Origin of the sequence: Neobacillus sp. WH10 (assembly GCF_030123405.1) — a bacterium.
Lineage (GTDB): Bacteria > Bacillota > Bacilli > Bacillales > Cytobacillaceae > Neobacillus.
Genome location: NZ_CP126110.1, coordinates 3,540,030 through 3,556,349 on the forward strand (window position 1 = coordinate 3,540,030; position 16,320 = coordinate 3,556,349).

The 16,320-nt window shown below is 37.2% G+C and carries 17 protein-coding genes; 7 read left to right on the top strand and 10 right to left on the bottom strand.

Annotated elements, in window-relative coordinates:
- Position 1 precedes the first annotated feature (1 nt).
- Entirely contained in the window at positions 2 to 1,408 is a 1,407-nt protein-coding gene (locus tag QNH20_RS16965) for a cytochrome ubiquinol oxidase subunit I (protein ID WP_283919158.1), read from the bottom strand.
- A gap of 281 nt (positions 1,409 to 1,689) precedes the next feature.
- Positions 1,690 to 1,974: a hypothetical protein gene (locus QNH20_RS16970; RefSeq protein WP_283919159.1), complete on the bottom strand. Its 285-nt coding sequence runs from the start codon at positions 1,972 to 1,974 to the stop codon at positions 1,690 to 1,692.
- Positions 1,975 to 2,254: 280 nt separating this feature from the next.
- Here QNH20_RS16970 and cspD point away from each other — a divergent pair, with 280 nt between their 5' ends.
- Positions 2,255 to 2,455, top strand: a complete 201-nt coding sequence (cspD, locus tag QNH20_RS16975) for a cold-shock protein CspD (protein ID WP_071355562.1) — start codon at positions 2,255 to 2,257, stop codon at positions 2,453 to 2,455.
- Between the two features lie 72 nt (positions 2,456 to 2,527).
- On the opposite strand, the gene QNH20_RS16980 is transcribed toward cspD, so the two are convergent.
- Entirely contained in the window at positions 2,528 to 2,713 is a 186-nt protein-coding gene (locus QNH20_RS16980) for a zinc-finger domain-containing protein (RefSeq protein WP_283919160.1), read from the bottom strand.
- 20 nt (positions 2,714 to 2,733) lie between these two features.
- Positions 2,734 to 3,390 (bottom strand): reverse transcriptase-like protein, encoded by a 657-nt coding sequence (locus QNH20_RS16985; RefSeq protein ID WP_283919161.1) that lies wholly within the window; start codon positions 3,388 to 3,390, stop codon positions 2,734 to 2,736.
- A 173-nt stretch (positions 3,391 to 3,563) separates the two neighbouring features.
- Here QNH20_RS16985 and QNH20_RS16990 point away from each other — a divergent pair, with 173 nt between their 5' ends.
- A complete protein-coding gene (locus QNH20_RS16990; RefSeq protein ID WP_283919162.1) occupies positions 3,564 to 3,983 on the top strand; it encodes a reverse transcriptase-like protein in 420 nt (139 codons plus the stop codon).
- Positions 3,980 to 4,900, top strand: a complete 921-nt coding sequence (locus QNH20_RS16995; RefSeq protein WP_283919163.1) for a DMT family transporter — start codon at positions 3,980 to 3,982, stop codon at positions 4,898 to 4,900. The genes QNH20_RS16990 and QNH20_RS16995 overlap by 4 nt, the downstream gene beginning before the upstream one ends.
- 31 nt (positions 4,901 to 4,931) lie before the next feature.
- Here QNH20_RS16995 and QNH20_RS17000 read toward each other — a convergent pair whose 3' ends face one another.
- Complete coding sequence (locus QNH20_RS17000; RefSeq protein WP_283919164.1) at positions 4,932 to 5,201, bottom strand: DUF6123 family protein; 270 nt, start codon at positions 5,199 to 5,201, stop codon at positions 4,932 to 4,934.
- Positions 5,202 to 5,407: 206 nt separating this feature from the next.
- Between QNH20_RS17000 and sspL the strand changes: the two genes are divergently transcribed.
- The gene (sspL, locus tag QNH20_RS17005) at positions 5,408 to 5,542 is read left to right on the top strand and encodes a small, acid-soluble spore protein L (protein WP_283919165.1); all 135 of its coding nucleotides are present in this window, start codon (positions 5,408 to 5,410) and stop codon (positions 5,540 to 5,542) included.
- A gap of 47 nt (positions 5,543 to 5,589) precedes the next feature.
- Here sspL and QNH20_RS17010 read toward each other — a convergent pair whose 3' ends face one another.
- From QNH20_RS17010 to QNH20_RS17030, 5 genes are all read right to left on the bottom strand, one after another.
- Positions 5,590 to 6,483 (bottom strand): 5'-3' exonuclease, encoded by an 894-nt coding sequence (locus tag QNH20_RS17010; RefSeq protein WP_283919166.1) that lies wholly within the window; start codon positions 6,481 to 6,483, stop codon positions 5,590 to 5,592.
- Between the two features lie 65 nt (positions 6,484 to 6,548).
- The gene (locus tag QNH20_RS17015) at positions 6,549 to 7,370 is read right to left on the bottom strand and encodes a sulfurtransferase (protein WP_283919167.1); all 822 of its coding nucleotides are present in this window, start codon (positions 7,368 to 7,370) and stop codon (positions 6,549 to 6,551) included.
- Between the two features lie 14 nt (positions 7,371 to 7,384).
- Positions 7,385 to 11,056 carry a dynamin family protein gene (locus QNH20_RS17020; RefSeq protein WP_481858108.1) on the bottom strand — a complete coding sequence of 1,224 codons (3,672 nt, stop codon included), beginning with the start codon at positions 11,054 to 11,056 and terminating at the stop codon, positions 7,385 to 7,387.
- A 340-nt stretch (positions 11,057 to 11,396) separates the two neighbouring features.
- Positions 11,397 to 11,966 carry an isoprenylcysteine carboxyl methyltransferase family protein gene (locus tag QNH20_RS17025; RefSeq protein WP_283919169.1) on the bottom strand — a complete coding sequence of 190 codons (570 nt, stop codon included), beginning with the start codon at positions 11,964 to 11,966 and terminating at the stop codon, positions 11,397 to 11,399.
- Entirely contained in the window at positions 11,967 to 13,055 is a 1,089-nt protein-coding gene (locus tag QNH20_RS17030; protein WP_283919170.1) for a type III polyketide synthase, read from the bottom strand.
- Positions 13,056 to 13,969: 914 nt separating this feature from the next.
- Between QNH20_RS17030 and QNH20_RS17035 the strand changes: the two genes are divergently transcribed.
- From QNH20_RS17035 to QNH20_RS17045, 3 genes are read left to right on the top strand one after another with little or no spacing between them, the layout of a single operon-like run.
- The gene (locus QNH20_RS17035; RefSeq protein WP_283919171.1) at positions 13,970 to 14,119 is read left to right on the top strand and encodes a cytochrome c oxidase subunit 2A; all 150 of its coding nucleotides are present in this window, start codon (positions 13,970 to 13,972) and stop codon (positions 14,117 to 14,119) included.
- A 21-nt stretch (positions 14,120 to 14,140) separates the two neighbouring features.
- The gene (locus QNH20_RS17040) at positions 14,141 to 14,617 is read left to right on the top strand and encodes a cytochrome c oxidase subunit II (protein WP_283919172.1); all 477 of its coding nucleotides are present in this window, start codon (positions 14,141 to 14,143) and stop codon (positions 14,615 to 14,617) included.
- A complete protein-coding gene (locus QNH20_RS17045) occupies positions 14,617 to 16,284 on the top strand; it encodes a b(o/a)3-type cytochrome-c oxidase subunit 1 (RefSeq protein ID WP_283919173.1) in 1,668 nt (555 codons plus the stop codon). Before QNH20_RS17040 ends, QNH20_RS17045 begins: the two co-directional genes overlap by 1 nt.
- The last annotated feature ends 36 nt before the right edge of the window (positions 16,285 to 16,320 follow it).

Sequence of the window (16,320 nt, forward strand, 5' to 3'; positions counted from 1 at the left end):
CTCAAGCACCTACCTTACTAAAAGGATCTGTTGATACTTTTGCATTAACATTGTCGTGAATTTCAGGACCCTTTTTAATTTCGCGAACCATTAAATAGATCATTACTCCAGCTAAAATCGTAAATATTAACACATACAAAATGAGCGAGAAAAGAATCGTTTCCGCTGAAACATTCGGTGAAACCGAGTCAGCGGTAGTCATCAAGCCAAATACGGTCCATGGTTGCCTTCCTACTTCGGTCATAATCCAGCCAAAGGTATTAGCCAAAAATGGAAATGAAATCGCCGGTAAAAGCAGCTTTAAGAAAAGACGACTTCGTTCAAGCGAATTTTTTTTCCAGAGATAAGCACCAGCTAGTGATAATAAAATCATTCCCATTCCAAAGCCAATCATTAATCTAAAACTCCAATAGGTTGTCTTCACGGGAGGGATATAGTTTGTACCTTCACCGACTACTGAATCATACTTGTCGGAATATTCCTTTTGTAATGTTTCCATTCCTTTTAGGCTGCCTTCAAATTTTGAATAGGCTAAAAAGCTCATTGCGTATGGGATGTTTATTTCAAAAGTGTTCTCCCTTTTCTCTGTATCAATCAACGCAAAAGCCGACCATGGGGCAGGATCTGCAGTATCTTTCCATATCCCTTCAGCCGCCGCCATTTTCATCGGTTGGGTTTTGACAAGATACTGTGCCTGGGTATGTCCGCTAAAAGCTGTACCAAAACTGCCGATTAACCCAATGCTAATAGCGATTTTCATTGACTTTTTATAAAATTCAACATGTTTCTTTTTTAATAAGTTAAATGCACTCACACCGGCAACAAAAAATGCACTTGTGCACAATGCTCCAGTCAACACATGCGGAAATTCTACCCATAATTGACCGTTCGTGATCAGGGCAAGAAAGTCATTCATTTCTGCACGTCCATTGTTCATTTCAAATCCTACTGGCACTTGCATAAATGAGTTAGCCATAAGAATCCAAAAACCGGATAACATTGTTCCTATAGACACGAGCCAAATACATGCCAAATGAACTTTTTTCGATAAACGATCCCAGCCAAAAATCCACAGACCAATAAAAGTGGACTCCATAAAAAAAGCAAGCAGGGCTTCTATCGCAAGCGGTGCTCCAAAAACATCTCCAACGAATCTTGAATAATCTGACCAGTTCATCCCAAATTGAAACTCTTGAATGATCCCTGTTACAACACCTACTGCGAAGTTAATAAGAAACAAATGCCCCCAAAACTTCGCCATTTTCTTGTATAGCTCTTGTTTTTTTACTACGTACAAGGTTTCCATCAATGCCACCATAAACACAAGGCCTATTGAAAGCGGCACGAAGAAGAAATGGAAAATCGTCGTTACAGCAAATTGGATTCTTGCCAGCATAACCGGATCCATTTAATTCACTCCTCTGCTATTTTTGCTTCTAAATTGTTCACATTTTCACATTAAGTAATTATAAAACGCAATTGAAAATAAATAATAATTACTTTATTAGAATTTCTATCAAAATGAACCTCTCCTATATAATATCAAACTTACTGATTTCACTAACGTGGATATATGTCAATAGTGTGACAAATGTCTCTAAGACGATTTATCTGCTATTTATCTAGTAATTAAATAAGGGGAGCCAGATTGAATTTGGCTTCCCCTAAAAAATACATCTATTCTTATATTCATTTATGATTACTTTTAATTGTTGATTCCTGAATATACCAATTTTCCTTAGGAACGATATTGGATACTGTTAATATTAACGATGGAATTCTTTCTACATCAAAGACAATGGCACCAATTTTCTTCGCAAACATAATAAAGGAATCCCCATGAGAAAAATTGGTTAAATCATCACCAATATGAAGAAGTGACAATATGATTGCCCTCTTTTCATCTGTTTCAATAAAAACTTGTGGTGAAAACCTTAAAATCCAATCCTCTCCTTTAATTGAAAATCGGAACATCGCTTCCCCACCTCTAACATGTAAATTTATTAATTTAACATATGAGGAAAAGCAATAATTATGTTAATTGGGGATTTAAATTCAGACTTTTTTATTAATTTATCGAACCCTGCATGTTTTTCGGCAAAAAACCGCTTACCTTTCCTTGACTGTCTATTTTCATTATTGTATATTTAAAGCATCATGTAATCAAATAATAATATTAGCTGATTGGCTGCATGATAATATTTAACTTTGGCACCATTGGCGGTGTCTTGAAAGGCTTAGGAGGAAGAAGTACATGCAAAACGGTAAAGTAAAATGGTTTAACAACGAAAAAGGTTTTGGTTTTATCGAAGTTGAAGGCGGCGACGATGTATTCGTACATTTCAGTGCGATTCAAGGCGAAGGCTTCAAAGCATTAGAAGAAGGTCAAGAAGTTTCTTTCGAAATCGTTGAAGGAAACCGTGGACCACAAGCTGCTAACGTAGTAAAACTATAATCCTTAAATAAAAATGACCAATCAAAGGCTGACGATTTTCGTCAGCCTTTTTATTTCCCATAATATACCTTTTTACTTAAGTTTTTTCCCATACTCCTGTATCCTTTCCCCAATGGTACATTGGGAGATACAGAAACGATGTGCCCATCTCCGCCCGCCTTCTTTTTTTAACTGCTGATGTAAAAAACAGCCTTCACAATATTGATTTATCAAGCCTTCTACTTGATCAAAAAGTTCTTTTCTGGATGAAGGCTTCATTAGTACTAAGCACCCCCTTTTTAAAGAATTAATGTTTTAGCAAAGATTTCTTTCCCTTCTAATGCTTGCGTAGCCAATTTATCTGCTTCCTTATTATCCTTTCTTGGAATGACCGTAAATTTTGGCTGAAGTGCAAGTGCTTTTATTTTTTCCTCAATCCGATCAAGCCATCGGTTAAGCGTTTCCTCATAACATGGCCAATCCCCTTCGAGCTGCTTTAATACTCCCTGGGAATCCCCTTTAAATTCACAGGAAAGATGATGGACACCTAAATCTTCTAATATATTTAGTGAATAATAAAAAGCGGCATATTCTGCTTCATTGTTGGATTCCATTTCGTCAAAGCGTTCATTGGCACGGATTCGGTATTTCTTTTTTCCTTGTTTAAAAAAAATAACAGTTCCAAGCCCTGCTTGATTAGTCTCTTTGTGAAAGCCCCCGTCAAAGTATACAATTATATCATGGGGGTCATCCGCGATTTCAGTTAGCAGCTTTTTCACTTCTTTTAATATCCAAGATGTCCCTTTTTCATCATAAAAATACAAATCCACTATCTTTCCAGTTCCCTCAAGCTCTTCACCCATTTGAACGGCTAATTCCCCTAATACCCATTCGGATGAACATTGCACTTTTTCATTAGTTTTTACTTTATAGTTCCATTCAAGCCTAAATTTCATTGTTTTCAGCCTCTCAAGAAATGATTTTCACGTTCTTATCAACTAGCTTATTCTTTTAGCTGATAAATATATATATTTATATCATACCCATTTGAACATTAGAAAATATTTTCCCGAACTATTGTGTTAAAATATGTTAAACTTTCATTATGACTAAACTGGAGGTTTCAGCATTGATTGAAGTGTATATTGATGGAGCAAGTGCTGGTAATCCCGGGCAGAGCGGTGCAGGGGTTTTTATTAAAGCAAACGGCACAACAGAAAAATATTCGATACCGCTTGGCATTATGTCCAACCACGAAGCCGAATTTCATGCTTTTATTAGAGCGCTGAACATATGCATAACAAATGGATTCTCAAATTCGGTCGTGTCATTTCGTACGGATTCCGAATTAGTTAATATGTCTGTCGAAAAAGAATTTGTCAAAAATAAATTGTATGCTCCATTACTTGAAGAAGCACTGCATTTAACAAAAAAGATCGATTTATTTTTTATGAAATGGATCCCTAGTGCTGAAAACAAAGTTGCTGATGAACTGGCACGACTGGCGATACAAAAAAATTCAAAAGTGGAGCCTTATAAATCATCATGAAAAAACCCATATTGGCTGATTTAAGCTTACTTCTTGTTACTTTAATCTGGGGCACAACCTTTCTGATAGTTCAAAATGCGATTGATTTCCTGCCGCCATTTACCTTTAACGGAATCCGTTTTTTCATTGCGGCGCTTTTACTCATTCTTTGCCTTATGGTGTTTGGAAAAAAACAGCTTAAACAAATGAATATTAAATTAATTGGATCAGGTATGTTCATTGGGTTTTGGCTTTTTCTTGGCTATGCGACTCAAACCATCGGCCTTTTATATACAACTACCTCAAAGGCTGGATTTATCACAGGTCTAAGTGTAGTTTTAGTGCCCTTATTCTCCATGATTTTACTAAAACAGTTTCCGAGTACGAATGGGATATTTGGTGTTTTAACTGCAACGATAGGTTTATTTTTACTTACCATGACTGATGTATCATCATTAAATATAGGCGATGGATATGTGTTTATTTGTGCGATTTGTTTTGCTATGCATATTATTTTAACAGGTAAATTTAGCAGTAAATACCCGACACTTTTATTAACAGTTATTCAACTAACAACCGTTGCCACACTATCGTTAGGTTCCTCTTTTATTTTTGAAGATTGGAAAAAGTCACTAAGAATGGACATTCTATTTTCACAAGATGTCATCATTGGGATAGTTATTACTAGTGTGTTTGCAACCGCCATCGCCTTTTTCATTCAAACAAATTTTCAAAAATATACCTCGGCAACAAGGGTGGCGTTAATTTTTGCCATGGAGCCTGTTTTCGCGGCAATTGCCGGATATTTTTGGGCTCATGAACGTTTATCTTTAAGTGCCCTTTTGGGTTGCGGCCTAATTTTTATGGGAATGATTTTCGCTGAACTGCCAGCAAATAAAATACCTTTGCTAAGAAAAAATAAAGGCATCGAAAGTTAACTAAAAAACTCCCTGCTATGGGAGTTTTAATTTATATTCCAAGCAATTCTTGTTCCTTAACAAAATTTATCGCTTCTTTTCTGGTATTGATCTTGTTCGAGATTAACGTTTCCAGCAATGACATATAAAAACTGCCATCGAATCTCCTCTGTGCTTTTAACGTCAGCTCGATAGCTGTATTAATCATTTCATCTGAAGCATTTGTATAGTGTTTTCCAAAAAAAATAAAGCCTATTGCATCTTCCTGAAATTGAAAGCCCTTTCCTTTCAAGTAGTGCAAATACTCTTCAACTGTTCGCACTGATAAACCAGCCCTCTCCCTCAAGCTTTAAAATATCCCTTTAAAATCTTAACCTAAAATTCAATGCTTTTCTATTCTTTTTTGTACATAAATGCCCAATTACTCCGACTGTTGTACCTAGTACTGCTCCGCCAACTTATTGTTCGAATGCCGGAGTTTTATTATTCGTAATGGAAAGACTAACGATTATGGGAGGTGAAGCATTAATGAGCAAAAAAGGGAATAACCGCGGTATGAAAGCACATGGAGTAAATCCACAAGGATATGGACAGGATACAGAATTTGCTGCAGAACCAAAAAGCAAACTAGAAAATGCAGCAAAGAAGAAAAACACAAAGTAACTATTTTCCCCAAAAAAGGTTGTCCCAAATCGAGACAACCTTTCACATTAGGAAATAATAGCTTCATCAAACGGAAGCAGCCGCTGTACTCCTCGAAGCTCAATTTCCATCAATTTATTTAATGCTTTTTCTTTTTCAATTCTAAGTCCTGCCTCTTCCAAGGCACAGCTAACTGGAACATCACATTTTATTTCAGCGAGCATTCTCGACAGGTGGAGCATGTCTAAATCCTGCTCAATTTTTGTCTTATTGGATTTTGATAACCGATCTAAGTTTGAAATAATACCTTCAATATGTTCAAATTCCTGTAAAAGCTTTAATGCAGTCTTTTCACCGATTCCTCTCACTCCTGGATAATTATCACTTGTGTCACCCATCAATGCTTTTAAGTCAATCATCTGCCTTGGGGTAATCCCTTTCTCTTCAAAGAAAGTTTGTGGAGTGTGAACAAGGTAATTCCCATAGCCTTTTTTCAATAAAATGACTGAGATTCTTTCGTCAAGAAGCTGAAGAATATCTTGGTCACCGGTTAAAATGGATACATGAGTATGATTCTTCATTTGATTGGCAATGGTTCCAATGCAATCATCCGCTTCATATCCTTTTAGTCCAATATTTGGAATATCAAAAGAAGCGACAACTTCTTTTACTAAGTCAAATTGCGGGATCAGTTCTATCGGAGCCTCGCCTCTATTTCCTTTATAATCAGCAAATAACTCTGTTCGAAAGGTTTTACTCCCCATATCCCAACAAACGGCCAGGTGTGTAGGTTTGAACGAAGATACCGCTGTAAATAAATGTTTTACGAAGCCATGGATTCCATTCGTGGGAATGCCTTTAGAATTTATCATATATTGTCCTGTCACAGCCGTAGCATAAAAGGCACGGAATAACAGGGCCATTCCATCAACAAGCATAAGTGAAGGCTTTTGATTATTCATTTCCTTAGTCCCCCTTATAAAAAAACAACACGAGTTCCATTATAACATAAGATGGCCCCTGAAAATTATTCGATTTTATTTTCCTCATAGGAAATCCAGTCGCTAAAGCTCCCAACATAGAGCTTTACCTTTTCAAAACCTGCTTCTTTTAATGCAAGAAAATTTGGTACGGCGGTTACCCCTGAACCGCAGTAAACAATGATTTGACTGTCAGAATCAATATCTGAAAACCTTTGTTTTTGTTCAACTACTGGTAAATATTGATTACCTCTTAATCCCTTCATCCACGGCTTATTTATCGCACCAGGGATATGGCCGGCTTTTTTATCAATTGGTTCTTCCAAACCAAGATAACGCTTTTCTTCACGGGAATCGATTAGGATCTTGTTTTGTTTTTCAACTGCTTCTTTCACTTCTTCAACAGATGCTAACAATTCAGACCTCAGATTGACAAGAAAATCCGCTTTTTCAAAGGCAGGAATATCCTCCGTTACAGGATTATTCACTTCCAACCAGCATTTATATCCACCGTCAAGCACGTACACCTCTTCATGGCCGAGGTATTGAAGGAGCCACCAAAATCGTGCGGCGTAAGATCCTTCACCATTATCGTAAGCAATGACCGTTGTATCAGAACTAATACCTGCCGCCTCTAACTTCATTACCAATTCAGCTACATTTGGCAATGGATGCCGTCCCCCATGTTCCCCAACTGGAGCTGACAAATCTTTTTCTAAATCAAAGAAAACTGCATAAGGAATATGATTGCTTAAATAGTCCCGTTTCCCTATTTCGGGTTCTGCTAATGAGAATCGGCAATCGACAATTCTTACATTATTTGCATTTAAATTTTTCAATAACCATTCCTTGTCCTTAACATATTTCATGCTAAAGGGCCCCCTTATTTAGCTAATTCTTCTGTAAGTTTATCTTGGATGTCAGTTAAAAGTTCTATCGAAAGTCCACCATCTAAGGCTGAAAGAAGGCTTAAATAAAAATCATCCGCCTGCTCAGTCATTTGCATTACTAACTGATTGAATTCGTTATTCAATTCAGTTGAATAATGTCTTTTTAACCGATTAGATTCTTGCTTCAAATAGTTGTCTGCAAGTGCATTTAGGATACTATTAAGTTCATCGCTCATGAGTTTCTTTTCGTTTTTTTCAAAAAAGGCCTTTGGATTTTTAAAATACGCCATTGCTTTCGCAAACATCTGAAGGTCTAAACCCATAAAGGCAGTTGGAAAATCAATTTCTTCACTTTGGACTTTTTCAAATATAGAAAAGGAAAGGTCATGGTTTATGTCTATAAGGTTCTTAATGAGCCCTGTTTGATACTCCGTAAGTAGCCTTTCAATAAAGCGGTCAATTCTGACAGTGGTTGCTCTCATTTCTTGGGCAAAATCATAACCAAGGCTTTCGAGAAATTCATCAAGTGCTGCTTGCAGCGACTTTTTCAGATTGCGGCCGTCGTCTCGAAGTGATGACGGATTAAATGCCTCTTTAAAGAAATCACCAAAACGCAAGAATACTCTTTGCTTAATATAGTAAACTAATTCTTCCGCCTCCATGTGCAAACGGTTCTGCAACGGCTCAGCGGTTTGTTTTTCCATTAACTCCTTGATCGTCCCCTTTTGCTTTTCAATCTCGGATCGTTTTTGCTCCTTAACTGAATGGTCTTCCCTCGAGCTTTGAATAAGCTTGCCTATCAGTTCATGCACTCGAGCAAATTCTTTTTCGGCTGACGAGATGGCCATCTCCGTTAAGTCCCTAGAAATAAAATGATAAAACGCTTGCTCGAACTTGCTCATTCCAGAACCTACGATAAGTTTTGAATTCATTTTTTCATTTATGGCAAGCAAACTTGATAATGGATACAGATGAGGATTTCTGATTCCATATTTCATTAGCTGCTCTGAGACATATTCTGTCACCGTTTCCTGTTCTTCTTCATTTTCTGCAAGATCGATCGCATTAATTATGAAGAACATTTTATCCATTTGGAACGATTCCTTTACACGTCCAAGCTGGATTAAAAATTCTCGGTCGGCTTTTGAAAATGCATGGTTGTAATATGTGACAAAAAGGATTGCATCTGAGTTTTTAATGTAATCAAAGGCTACACCAGTATGGCGGGCGTTAATGGAATCAGCTCCCGGGGTATCAACGAGTGTTATTCCTTTTTGTGTTAACTCACAATCATAGTACAGCTCAATCCATTCGACGTAGCATGATTTTTCTTCCTTTGCGACAAATTCATGAAATTCTTTTATGTCAGTTTCCTTTACGGTTCCGAGTAATTCTACAAAGGATGAATATCCTTTCTTAAATGCCTGTAAAAATGCAAAATGAGTTTTCTCTAGAACTCCTTCTCTCCCTTTCTCAAGCATAACTTGATCAATTATTTCTGCGCCCGCATAGAAATCATTAGCATGTAAATCAAAAACCTTTAAGGCACGATTTACATCCTCAAGCATCGTGTCTCGCTCCTTAAACTTAACCAGAACTGTTCCATGTGGATGTACATCTGAAACCGGCTTAATCTTATTGATGGCAGCCGTAGTCGGATTAGGCGAAACAGGTAATACTTTTTCTCCCAATAGGGCATTAGCAAAAGAGGATTTTCCGGCACTAAAGGCACCAAATAACGCAACCGTGAATCCTTTATTTTCTAATCTTTCTGCTTTATCGTTTAATTCCTTTGCAAGCTTTTGAAAACCAGGCAGGGGTTTGATTAGTTTTGATACGTGATAAAGTCTCTCAGTAGTATTCTTCAATCGGACTTCACCTTGACCGCTATCATTTGTCCTTGGATCCAGAATGAAAGGTACTTCACTTGTTTTATCAGATTTTCGCTTTTCTTGTTGTAAAGATTTCGTTTCTTCAGTGGAATTAACCACTTCATATTCTTCCTCTTCTTGAACAAAAAGCTCATACACATCTTCATGAAAATCTCCAGATTGAATAAAAAGAGCATCGATTGCTTTTTCTCGTAAAAAACTGTTTTGTTCAAGCTTTTTCAGCCCTTCTATAGCTTTTACGTATCTCTCTATTTTGAATAATTCTTTTTCGTCCTGTTCCTTTACCTTAGCCGTTTGATTTTTTAAAGCTTCTAAAAAATTCTTTTTAAAATCAGCAAGTTGGTTTCTCGCGATCCTTTTGATCCCATTGGCAACGTCCTCTGTATAATGGATGACATAGTCTCCAGTTACATGTGCCCCTGATTTCACTGTATTGATTACCAAATCAATTGGGACAGGGATGGAAAAGGATTGCGCTAAACCTTGAAGCTCGACTTGATTAAGTTCCGATTCCTTTAAGGTTCGAAGCAGAAATTCTCTTAAATGCCACTCAAGCTGTGATTTTGTTTTTTCAAGCAGATCCTGATAAAAACTGTCTAATCTCTTATTCTTCTCATCTAAGGTTTTTTGCTTAGAAAACAGGAATCCTACTTTAAATTCTGACTGAAAGGATTCTAGAAAGCTTTCCGCTAACTCCCTTGTTTGAAAAGGCATGAGATAAGCACTTTTCATGATTTGGGCTATATTGTTATCAAATTCCCTTTCCTTATCAAGCGTACCTTCCTTTATTTTCTTTAGATTGGAGGTGAGTCTTTGATAGGAGGTTACTATATCTTGTTTTTCCTGCTCTGTTACTTCTTTTAAAATTTCAAGAGTGGGTGTAAACCCCTCTTCTTCCAGCCAATTTGCTTGGTTTACATGATCTTGGGCTATTTTTTTTAATGAATGAAAAATGGATGGAACGATCAATTGATCCTTTGCATCCAATTTTTCAGCAATAAAAGCTTGAAGCTGTTGGAATTCATTAAAAGGGTGTTCTTTATACTTTAATGATGTATAAAAAATCCTTGCAGGATGGACTCCCCATGACGCAAACGAATCAACAACACTTTTTTGAAAGTCTGAAAAACTTAATTCCTCATCTTTATGTTTATCAATTTGGTTAATAACTAGATAAACTTCTTTGCCGACCTTCGTTAATTCCTTTGTAAATAAAAAATTCAATTCAGCTTGGACATGATTGTAATCCATCACATAAAAGATTAAATCAGCTAGATGAATGGCGGATTCCGTTGCGATCCGGTGTGCATCATCGGCAGAATCGATTCCCGGTGTATCCATAATCACTGTATTCGATGGCAGACGGGAATCGCTATTACTAATCTCCAGTTCTTCGATACTGTCACCATCTTTACAATATTTTTTAACTAAATCATAGTCATACGGTGCTAAATAAAGCCTAGGTTTTTCATTTTTAAAAAATACTTTCGCATAATCCTCACCGGATTTAACTTTCACTAGGTTTGCACTAGTCGGAATCGGACTTGATGGCAATAAATTTCCCCCGACAACTTGATTGATAATCGTTGATTTTCCCGCGGAAAAATGACCGCAGAACGCTATAAGGAATTCCCGATTCTCTATCTTTTTGGCAAGCTGTTTTACTTTTTCGGCTTGTATTGGATCATGTTGATTGATTAAATACTCATATATCGAAACGATTTTTCGTTTTAATGTTTGAATAGTTTCGTTCTGATTGGCTGTTTGCACCATTTTCATTATTCCCCTTAACAACTTAGTAATAATTTTTATTTTATACGATAATTCAAACTTTTCCTATCTTAACACCCCTTTTGTCAAAAACAATTTTTTAGCAGAAAAAAGACCAAGGTTCAGTACCTTGGCCAATTAAATAAGCAATTCCTTATTGAGTAACATTTTTTAAGACGTGCTTCATGACAAATGCATAAATAATAATCGTTCCACCAACAAAAGCAAAAGCCATATGTAACACCTTCCTTATCATACTCTCACCTGAGAATGATTTTCATTGTTAAATTCATTTTAGCACGACTGATAATCATTTTCAATACTCCGTGTGTAACTGTCACATTTATTTAACAATCCTTGGAATAAAACGATTACAGTCTTGAAAGACTCCTTCATATTCCGTTAATGATTTAAGTGCTTTTTCTTCCTCAGGAATTCGTACCATCAGCATAATTACATTTAATACAGTAAACAGAAAAGCGGTATAGTAAGCGCTAAACAATAATGGCACAGTAATCAGTTCAATTGCGACCACAAAATAATTCGGATGTTTTAAAAATCGGTATGGGCCTTTCCTAACCACCTTCGCCCCCTGTAAGACAATAATCTTCGTGTTCCAATACTTTCCGAGAGATGTGATTGCCCAAATTCTCATGAACTGGGCAAAACAAAATAGACTAAAAACAATTGGCCATACATGGGAAAGCTCCCTTTCAAACAAAACCTTTTCGGTGGATAATACGACAAAAAACAGTACATGGATCATGACCATATACTTATAGTGCTTTTCACCAAACTCGACTGCTCCCTGCTGCTTCATCCATTTCTCATTACCCTTTGCAATAAAAAGTTCTACAATGCGCTGAATGATGACAAAACTAATTACTATTATAAATAGAAGGAGATCAGTCATTTATTTCCACCTCAGTAAGAGTAATTCGGAACTGAATCCTGGGCCAAGTGCTGTTCCTAGACCAATAGCGTTTTTAGGAATGTCCATCTCCATAAATCGCCTTAACACATAAAATATCGTTGCTGAAGACATATTTCCATATTGCCTTAAAACCTCCAAAGAAATCTCATTCATGGAAGGTGGAATATTTAAAGCCTTTACATATGCATCCAATACCTTTTTACCGCCAGGATGGGCAATGAAACAGTCAATTTGCCCCAGGTCGGTTTTATGCTCTGCTAAAAAACTCGTTACATTTGGCTTTAGCCAGCCTTCGATAATATGTGGGATATCACGGGAAAATATGACGAATAAGCCAGTATTCATTAATTCCCAGCCCATCACATCCAAAGAATTCGGCATAAGTGTAGATTGCGTTGCGATAATCGAAGGTGATGCTGCCTTCTTGCAATACTCCTCTTTTTTTACTTCATCACCGCAAACCAATGCGCAGGCAATTCCATCGGCAAAAAGTGATGTTCCAATTAGATTACTTTTTGAAAGGTCATTTTTCTGAAATGTTAAGCTGCATAGTTCAACAGATAGAACGATGACTTTTGCCTTTGGAAACGCTAAACAATACTCAAATGCCCTTGATAATCCGGCTGCACCACCGGCACAGCCAAGCCCCCAGATCGGTACCCGTTTTGTATGTGGTTTAAAAGGCAATTGGTCCATAATTCTTGCTTCAATACTTGGGGTTGATATGCCAGTTGTTGAAATAAAAAAAATGGCGTCTATCTCTTCAAAAGAAATATTCTTCTTAAGGAAGGTAGGATTAGTTAAGCATTTCACAACCGCTTCTTTTCCATGGATCACAGCGGACTCAATATAGGCATAGTTCTTCTCTTCAAAAGAATGATTTTCTTTAAACCATTCAATATTTTTGACAAAATGTCTTTTTTCAATTTGCCCGTTCTGAAAGGCTTTTAACAGTCTTTCAATATCCTTAAATGAATCAGCAAAAAGTTCTCTTGCAAACTCAGATGCTTGGTTCTGGGTAATTTCAAAAGGGGGAATAACCTCTGATACAGAAATAATGGCAGGCATCATCATTCTCCTTCCACATATGTAAGGGTATTTTTTCCAGCATTCAAAAGATTTATTCGAGGGATTTATAATTATTTGATAAAAAAAAGCTTCCCAAGACAGGGAAGCAAACGTTTTGAAGGTTGTTGTTGTGCAATTAAATTATAACTTGGATTAAGATTTCCTTCATTATATAAACATTTCCAATATCATTATTGCTTTTCAGATTGCTTTTGAACCTCAATCTTTATTTTGTTGCTCGCCAATAATCCACAAACTTTGCAATATTCTTCTTTATTATATAGAAGTCGACATTTTTCGCAATAGAATTTCTCCAACTAGACCACTCACTTCCTATGATAATTAAGGCATTTGTTTTTATCCTGTATTAACGGGCCGTAAGATACCCGCTTCAAGACTTTGAGACAATTAAAAAGAATAAGTTGGGATCAACTGAAAGTTAATACCCGATAGGTAGATACAGTGAAACTTGCCGATGTGCTTTTCATCGGCTTTGTTGAATCAATCGGGCTCGTACTTCTTTATCAGGGCGACAGCCTTGATCATTGAGACCATACAACAGGACTAACAATTAATAGAGGAAAAAACACTGATTGAAGGGTCTCTTTATTATATTTTTGATTTTTCACCAATGTGACTTTAATTTTACGCCTCAAACCCTCTTGTTTGTGAAATATTATTCAATTACTTTTATCACAGGGAAGGTTTGATAGTTCACATTTTCTTCACATTTACACCTGATTCGTTGTGATAAAAATCACTGTTGCATCAAGTTTTTAACATTAACATAGTAGATACCTAAGGTATGAACAATTTGTGAATTTCGAAATTTCATAGTTTACTTTCACGATTGTTTTGTATTATGAAAGAGAACTTATTTATTTAATTCAATTTTCTGAAGGGAGTGCAAGGGGATGGCGAAAGCGGAACTGAATACAAAACAAAAAACAGAAGTAGAAGACAGCTCTTCTCTTAAAGGGACATTAGCGTCCGTTTTCTTATTGGGAGCGTTTCTTATTGTCACCTGGGTAGGTGTTTACTACCTATTCGTAGACCGTTTTTAATGATTGAAGGGGGAAAAAGTTATGCACATGCATAAATTTGAAAAAATTTGGCTGACTTTCGGTATTGGCTGCCTTGTCATTTTTTTAGCAGTAATAGGTGTTAGCGCCTTCTATCTTGGCAACAAACCGCCAAGCTGTTTAACAACTGTTAATCCTGAAAAGGTAGATCAAACCAAACCTTTTGACAAACCAGGACTTCACAAAGTTGAAGGAAAAGATTGGGACTACGAATTAGTTTACGTAGCATCCGCTTTCTCTTATAATCCGGCTAAAGTAGAAGTACCGCTTGGTGCTAAAGTAAAAGTCATTGCCACAACAAAAGACGTCATCCATGGCTTCGAAATGGCTGGGACAAATATTAATATGATGCTTGAACCTGGTTATGTCAGCGAATATACAACAACATTTGACAAAGCAGGCGAATATTTAATTGTTTGTAATGAATATTGTGGTGCCGGGCACCATTTAATGAGTTCGATGATTGAGGTGGTAAAATAATGGTTAACAGTGCAGCTGCAAAAGTAAAAGTTGACCCTCGTGATGCAAAGCTTTCAATGGCTCACTTCTTTGTTGCCTTTTCAGCACTTGCTCTTGGAGGATTAATGGGTCTCCTGCAAACCCTTGTCCGCTCCGGAAAATGGGAACTTCCATGGGGAATTGATTATTATCAAATTTTAACAGTCCATGGGGTATTAATGGGTCTTGTGTTAACAACCTTCTTCATTATGGGATTCCAATATGCTGCCGTAAGCAGAACAACCGGCGGACATTCGAACGCCGCACGCCGCACTGGCTGGATTGGCTTTTGGGTCATGTTAATCGGTACGTTAATGGCAGCTACAATGGTTCTTCTTAAAGAGGCATCTGTTCTTTATACATTTTATGCACCACTTAAAGCACACTGGATTTTTTACTTAGGTTTAACCTTCGTCGTTGTCGGAAGCTGGCTTGATGGTGCGGCTCAGATCATGACCTATGCAAGATGGCGCAAAAACAATCCTGGTCAGCCAAGTCCATTATTAAGCTTTATGGCAGTAATCAATACGGTAATGTGGATTGTCGCGACTTTAGGTGTAGCTGCAACTGTCCTATTCCAGTTACTTCCTTGGTCACTAGGTTTAGTTGATACTGTAGATGTTTTAGTCAGCCGGACGTTGTTCTGGTACTTTGGACACCCGCTTGTTTATTTCTGGTTACTACCAGCTTATATGTGCTGGTATGCGATTATTCCAAAAATTATTGGTGGAAAAATTTTCTCAGATTCTTTAGCACGATTGTCCTTTATTTTGTTCTTGCTGTTTTCCATTCCGGTTGGTTTTCACCACCAACTAACAGAGCCTGGAATTGATCCTGCTTGGAAGTTTTTCCAAGTAATTCTTACTTTCATGGTAGTTATTCCTTCCTTAATGACTGCTTTCTCTCTATTCGCAACATTTGAGAGATATGGACGGTCTAAGGGAGCGACAGGTCTTTTTGGCTGGTTTAGAGTGCTTCCATGGGGCGACGCCCGCTTTATTGTTCCATTTATCGGTATGGCAAGTTTTATTCCTGCCGGAGCCGGTGGACTTATCAATGCTTCTAACCAAATGGACCAAGTCGTGCATAACACCATTTGGGTAACAGGTCACTTCCATTTAACACTTGCAACATCCGTTGTGTTAACGTTTTTTGGAATTTCCTACTGGTTGGTTCCGCATTTAACTGGACGCAAATTAACGAAAGCCATGAATAAATTAGCCATCATTCAAGCGTGGGTTTGGTTCATTGGTATGACTTTCATGTCAGGTGCAATGCATTTCCAAGGTCTTCTTGGCGGACCAAGACGTTCTGCATTCTCTACGTACGGCGGTGCAAAGCAAGCGGCTGAGTGGATTCCTTACCAAGTCGCTCAGGCAGTTGGCGGCTCGATATTATTCCTTGGAATTATTTTAGTGCTGATCATCTTTATTAACCTTGCATTCTTTGCTCCTAAAGGAGAACAGGAATTCCCAGTTGCTGAAGCAGAAAACCCGGAAGAAAAAGCACCAATGGTATTTGAAAACTGGAAATTATGGCTTGGTATTACAGCGGCCCTAATTCTGTTCGCTTACACGATTCCGTTTATTGATATCATTCAAAATGCACCTCCAGGGTCAAAGGGATTCCAAACTTGGAGTAAATGGTAAGTCAATTTTATTATTAAGTTAATGTGAAAGGCTTCA

What these genes read in the sequence shown, in the direction of transcription:
- QNH20_RS16965 (WP_283919158.1), bottom strand. Translation starts at nt 1,408, where the DNA reads ATGGATCCGGTTATGCTGGCAAGAATCCAATTTGCTGTAACGACGATT.
- QNH20_RS16970 (WP_283919159.1), bottom strand. Translation starts at nt 1,974, where the DNA reads ATGTTCCGATTTTCAATTAAAGGAGAGGATTGGATTTTAAGGTTTTCA.
- cspD (WP_071355562.1), top strand. Translation starts at nt 2,255, where the DNA reads ATGCAAAACGGTAAAGTAAAATGGTTTAACAACGAAAAAGGTTTTGGT.
- QNH20_RS16980 (WP_283919160.1), bottom strand. Translation starts at nt 2,713, where the DNA reads ATGAAGCCTTCATCCAGAAAAGAACTTTTTGATCAAGTAGAAGGCTTG.
- QNH20_RS16985 (WP_283919161.1), bottom strand. Translation starts at nt 3,390, where the DNA reads ATGAAATTTAGGCTTGAATGGAACTATAAAGTAAAAACTAATGAAAAA.
- QNH20_RS16995 (WP_283919163.1), top strand. Translation starts at nt 3,980, where the DNA reads ATGAAAAAACCCATATTGGCTGATTTAAGCTTACTTCTTGTTACTTTA.
- sspL (WP_283919165.1), top strand. Translation starts at nt 5,408, where the DNA reads ATGAGCAAAAAAGGGAATAACCGCGGTATGAAAGCACATGGAGTAAAT.
- QNH20_RS17010 (WP_283919166.1), bottom strand. Translation starts at nt 6,483, where the DNA reads ATGAATAATCAAAAGCCTTCACTTATGCTTGTTGATGGAATGGCCCTG.
- QNH20_RS17015 (WP_283919167.1), bottom strand. Translation starts at nt 7,370, where the DNA reads ATGAAATATGTTAAGGACAAGGAATGGTTATTGAAAAATTTAAATGCA.
- QNH20_RS17020 (WP_481858108.1), bottom strand. Translation starts at nt 11,056, where the DNA reads ATGGTGCAAACAGCCAATCAGAACGAAACTATTCAAACATTAAAACGA.
- QNH20_RS17025 (WP_283919169.1), bottom strand. Translation starts at nt 11,966, where the DNA reads ATGACTGATCTCCTTCTATTTATAATAGTAATTAGTTTTGTCATCATT.
- QNH20_RS17030 (WP_283919170.1), bottom strand. Translation starts at nt 13,055, where the DNA reads ATGCCTGCCATTATTTCTGTATCAGAGGTTATTCCCCCTTTTGAAATT.
- QNH20_RS17035 (WP_283919171.1), top strand. Translation starts at nt 13,970, where the DNA reads ATGGCGAAAGCGGAACTGAATACAAAACAAAAAACAGAAGTAGAAGAC.
- QNH20_RS17040 (WP_283919172.1), top strand. Translation starts at nt 14,141, where the DNA reads ATGCACATGCATAAATTTGAAAAAATTTGGCTGACTTTCGGTATTGGC.
- QNH20_RS17045 (WP_283919173.1), top strand. Translation starts at nt 14,617, where the DNA reads ATGGTTAACAGTGCAGCTGCAAAAGTAAAAGTTGACCCTCGTGATGCA.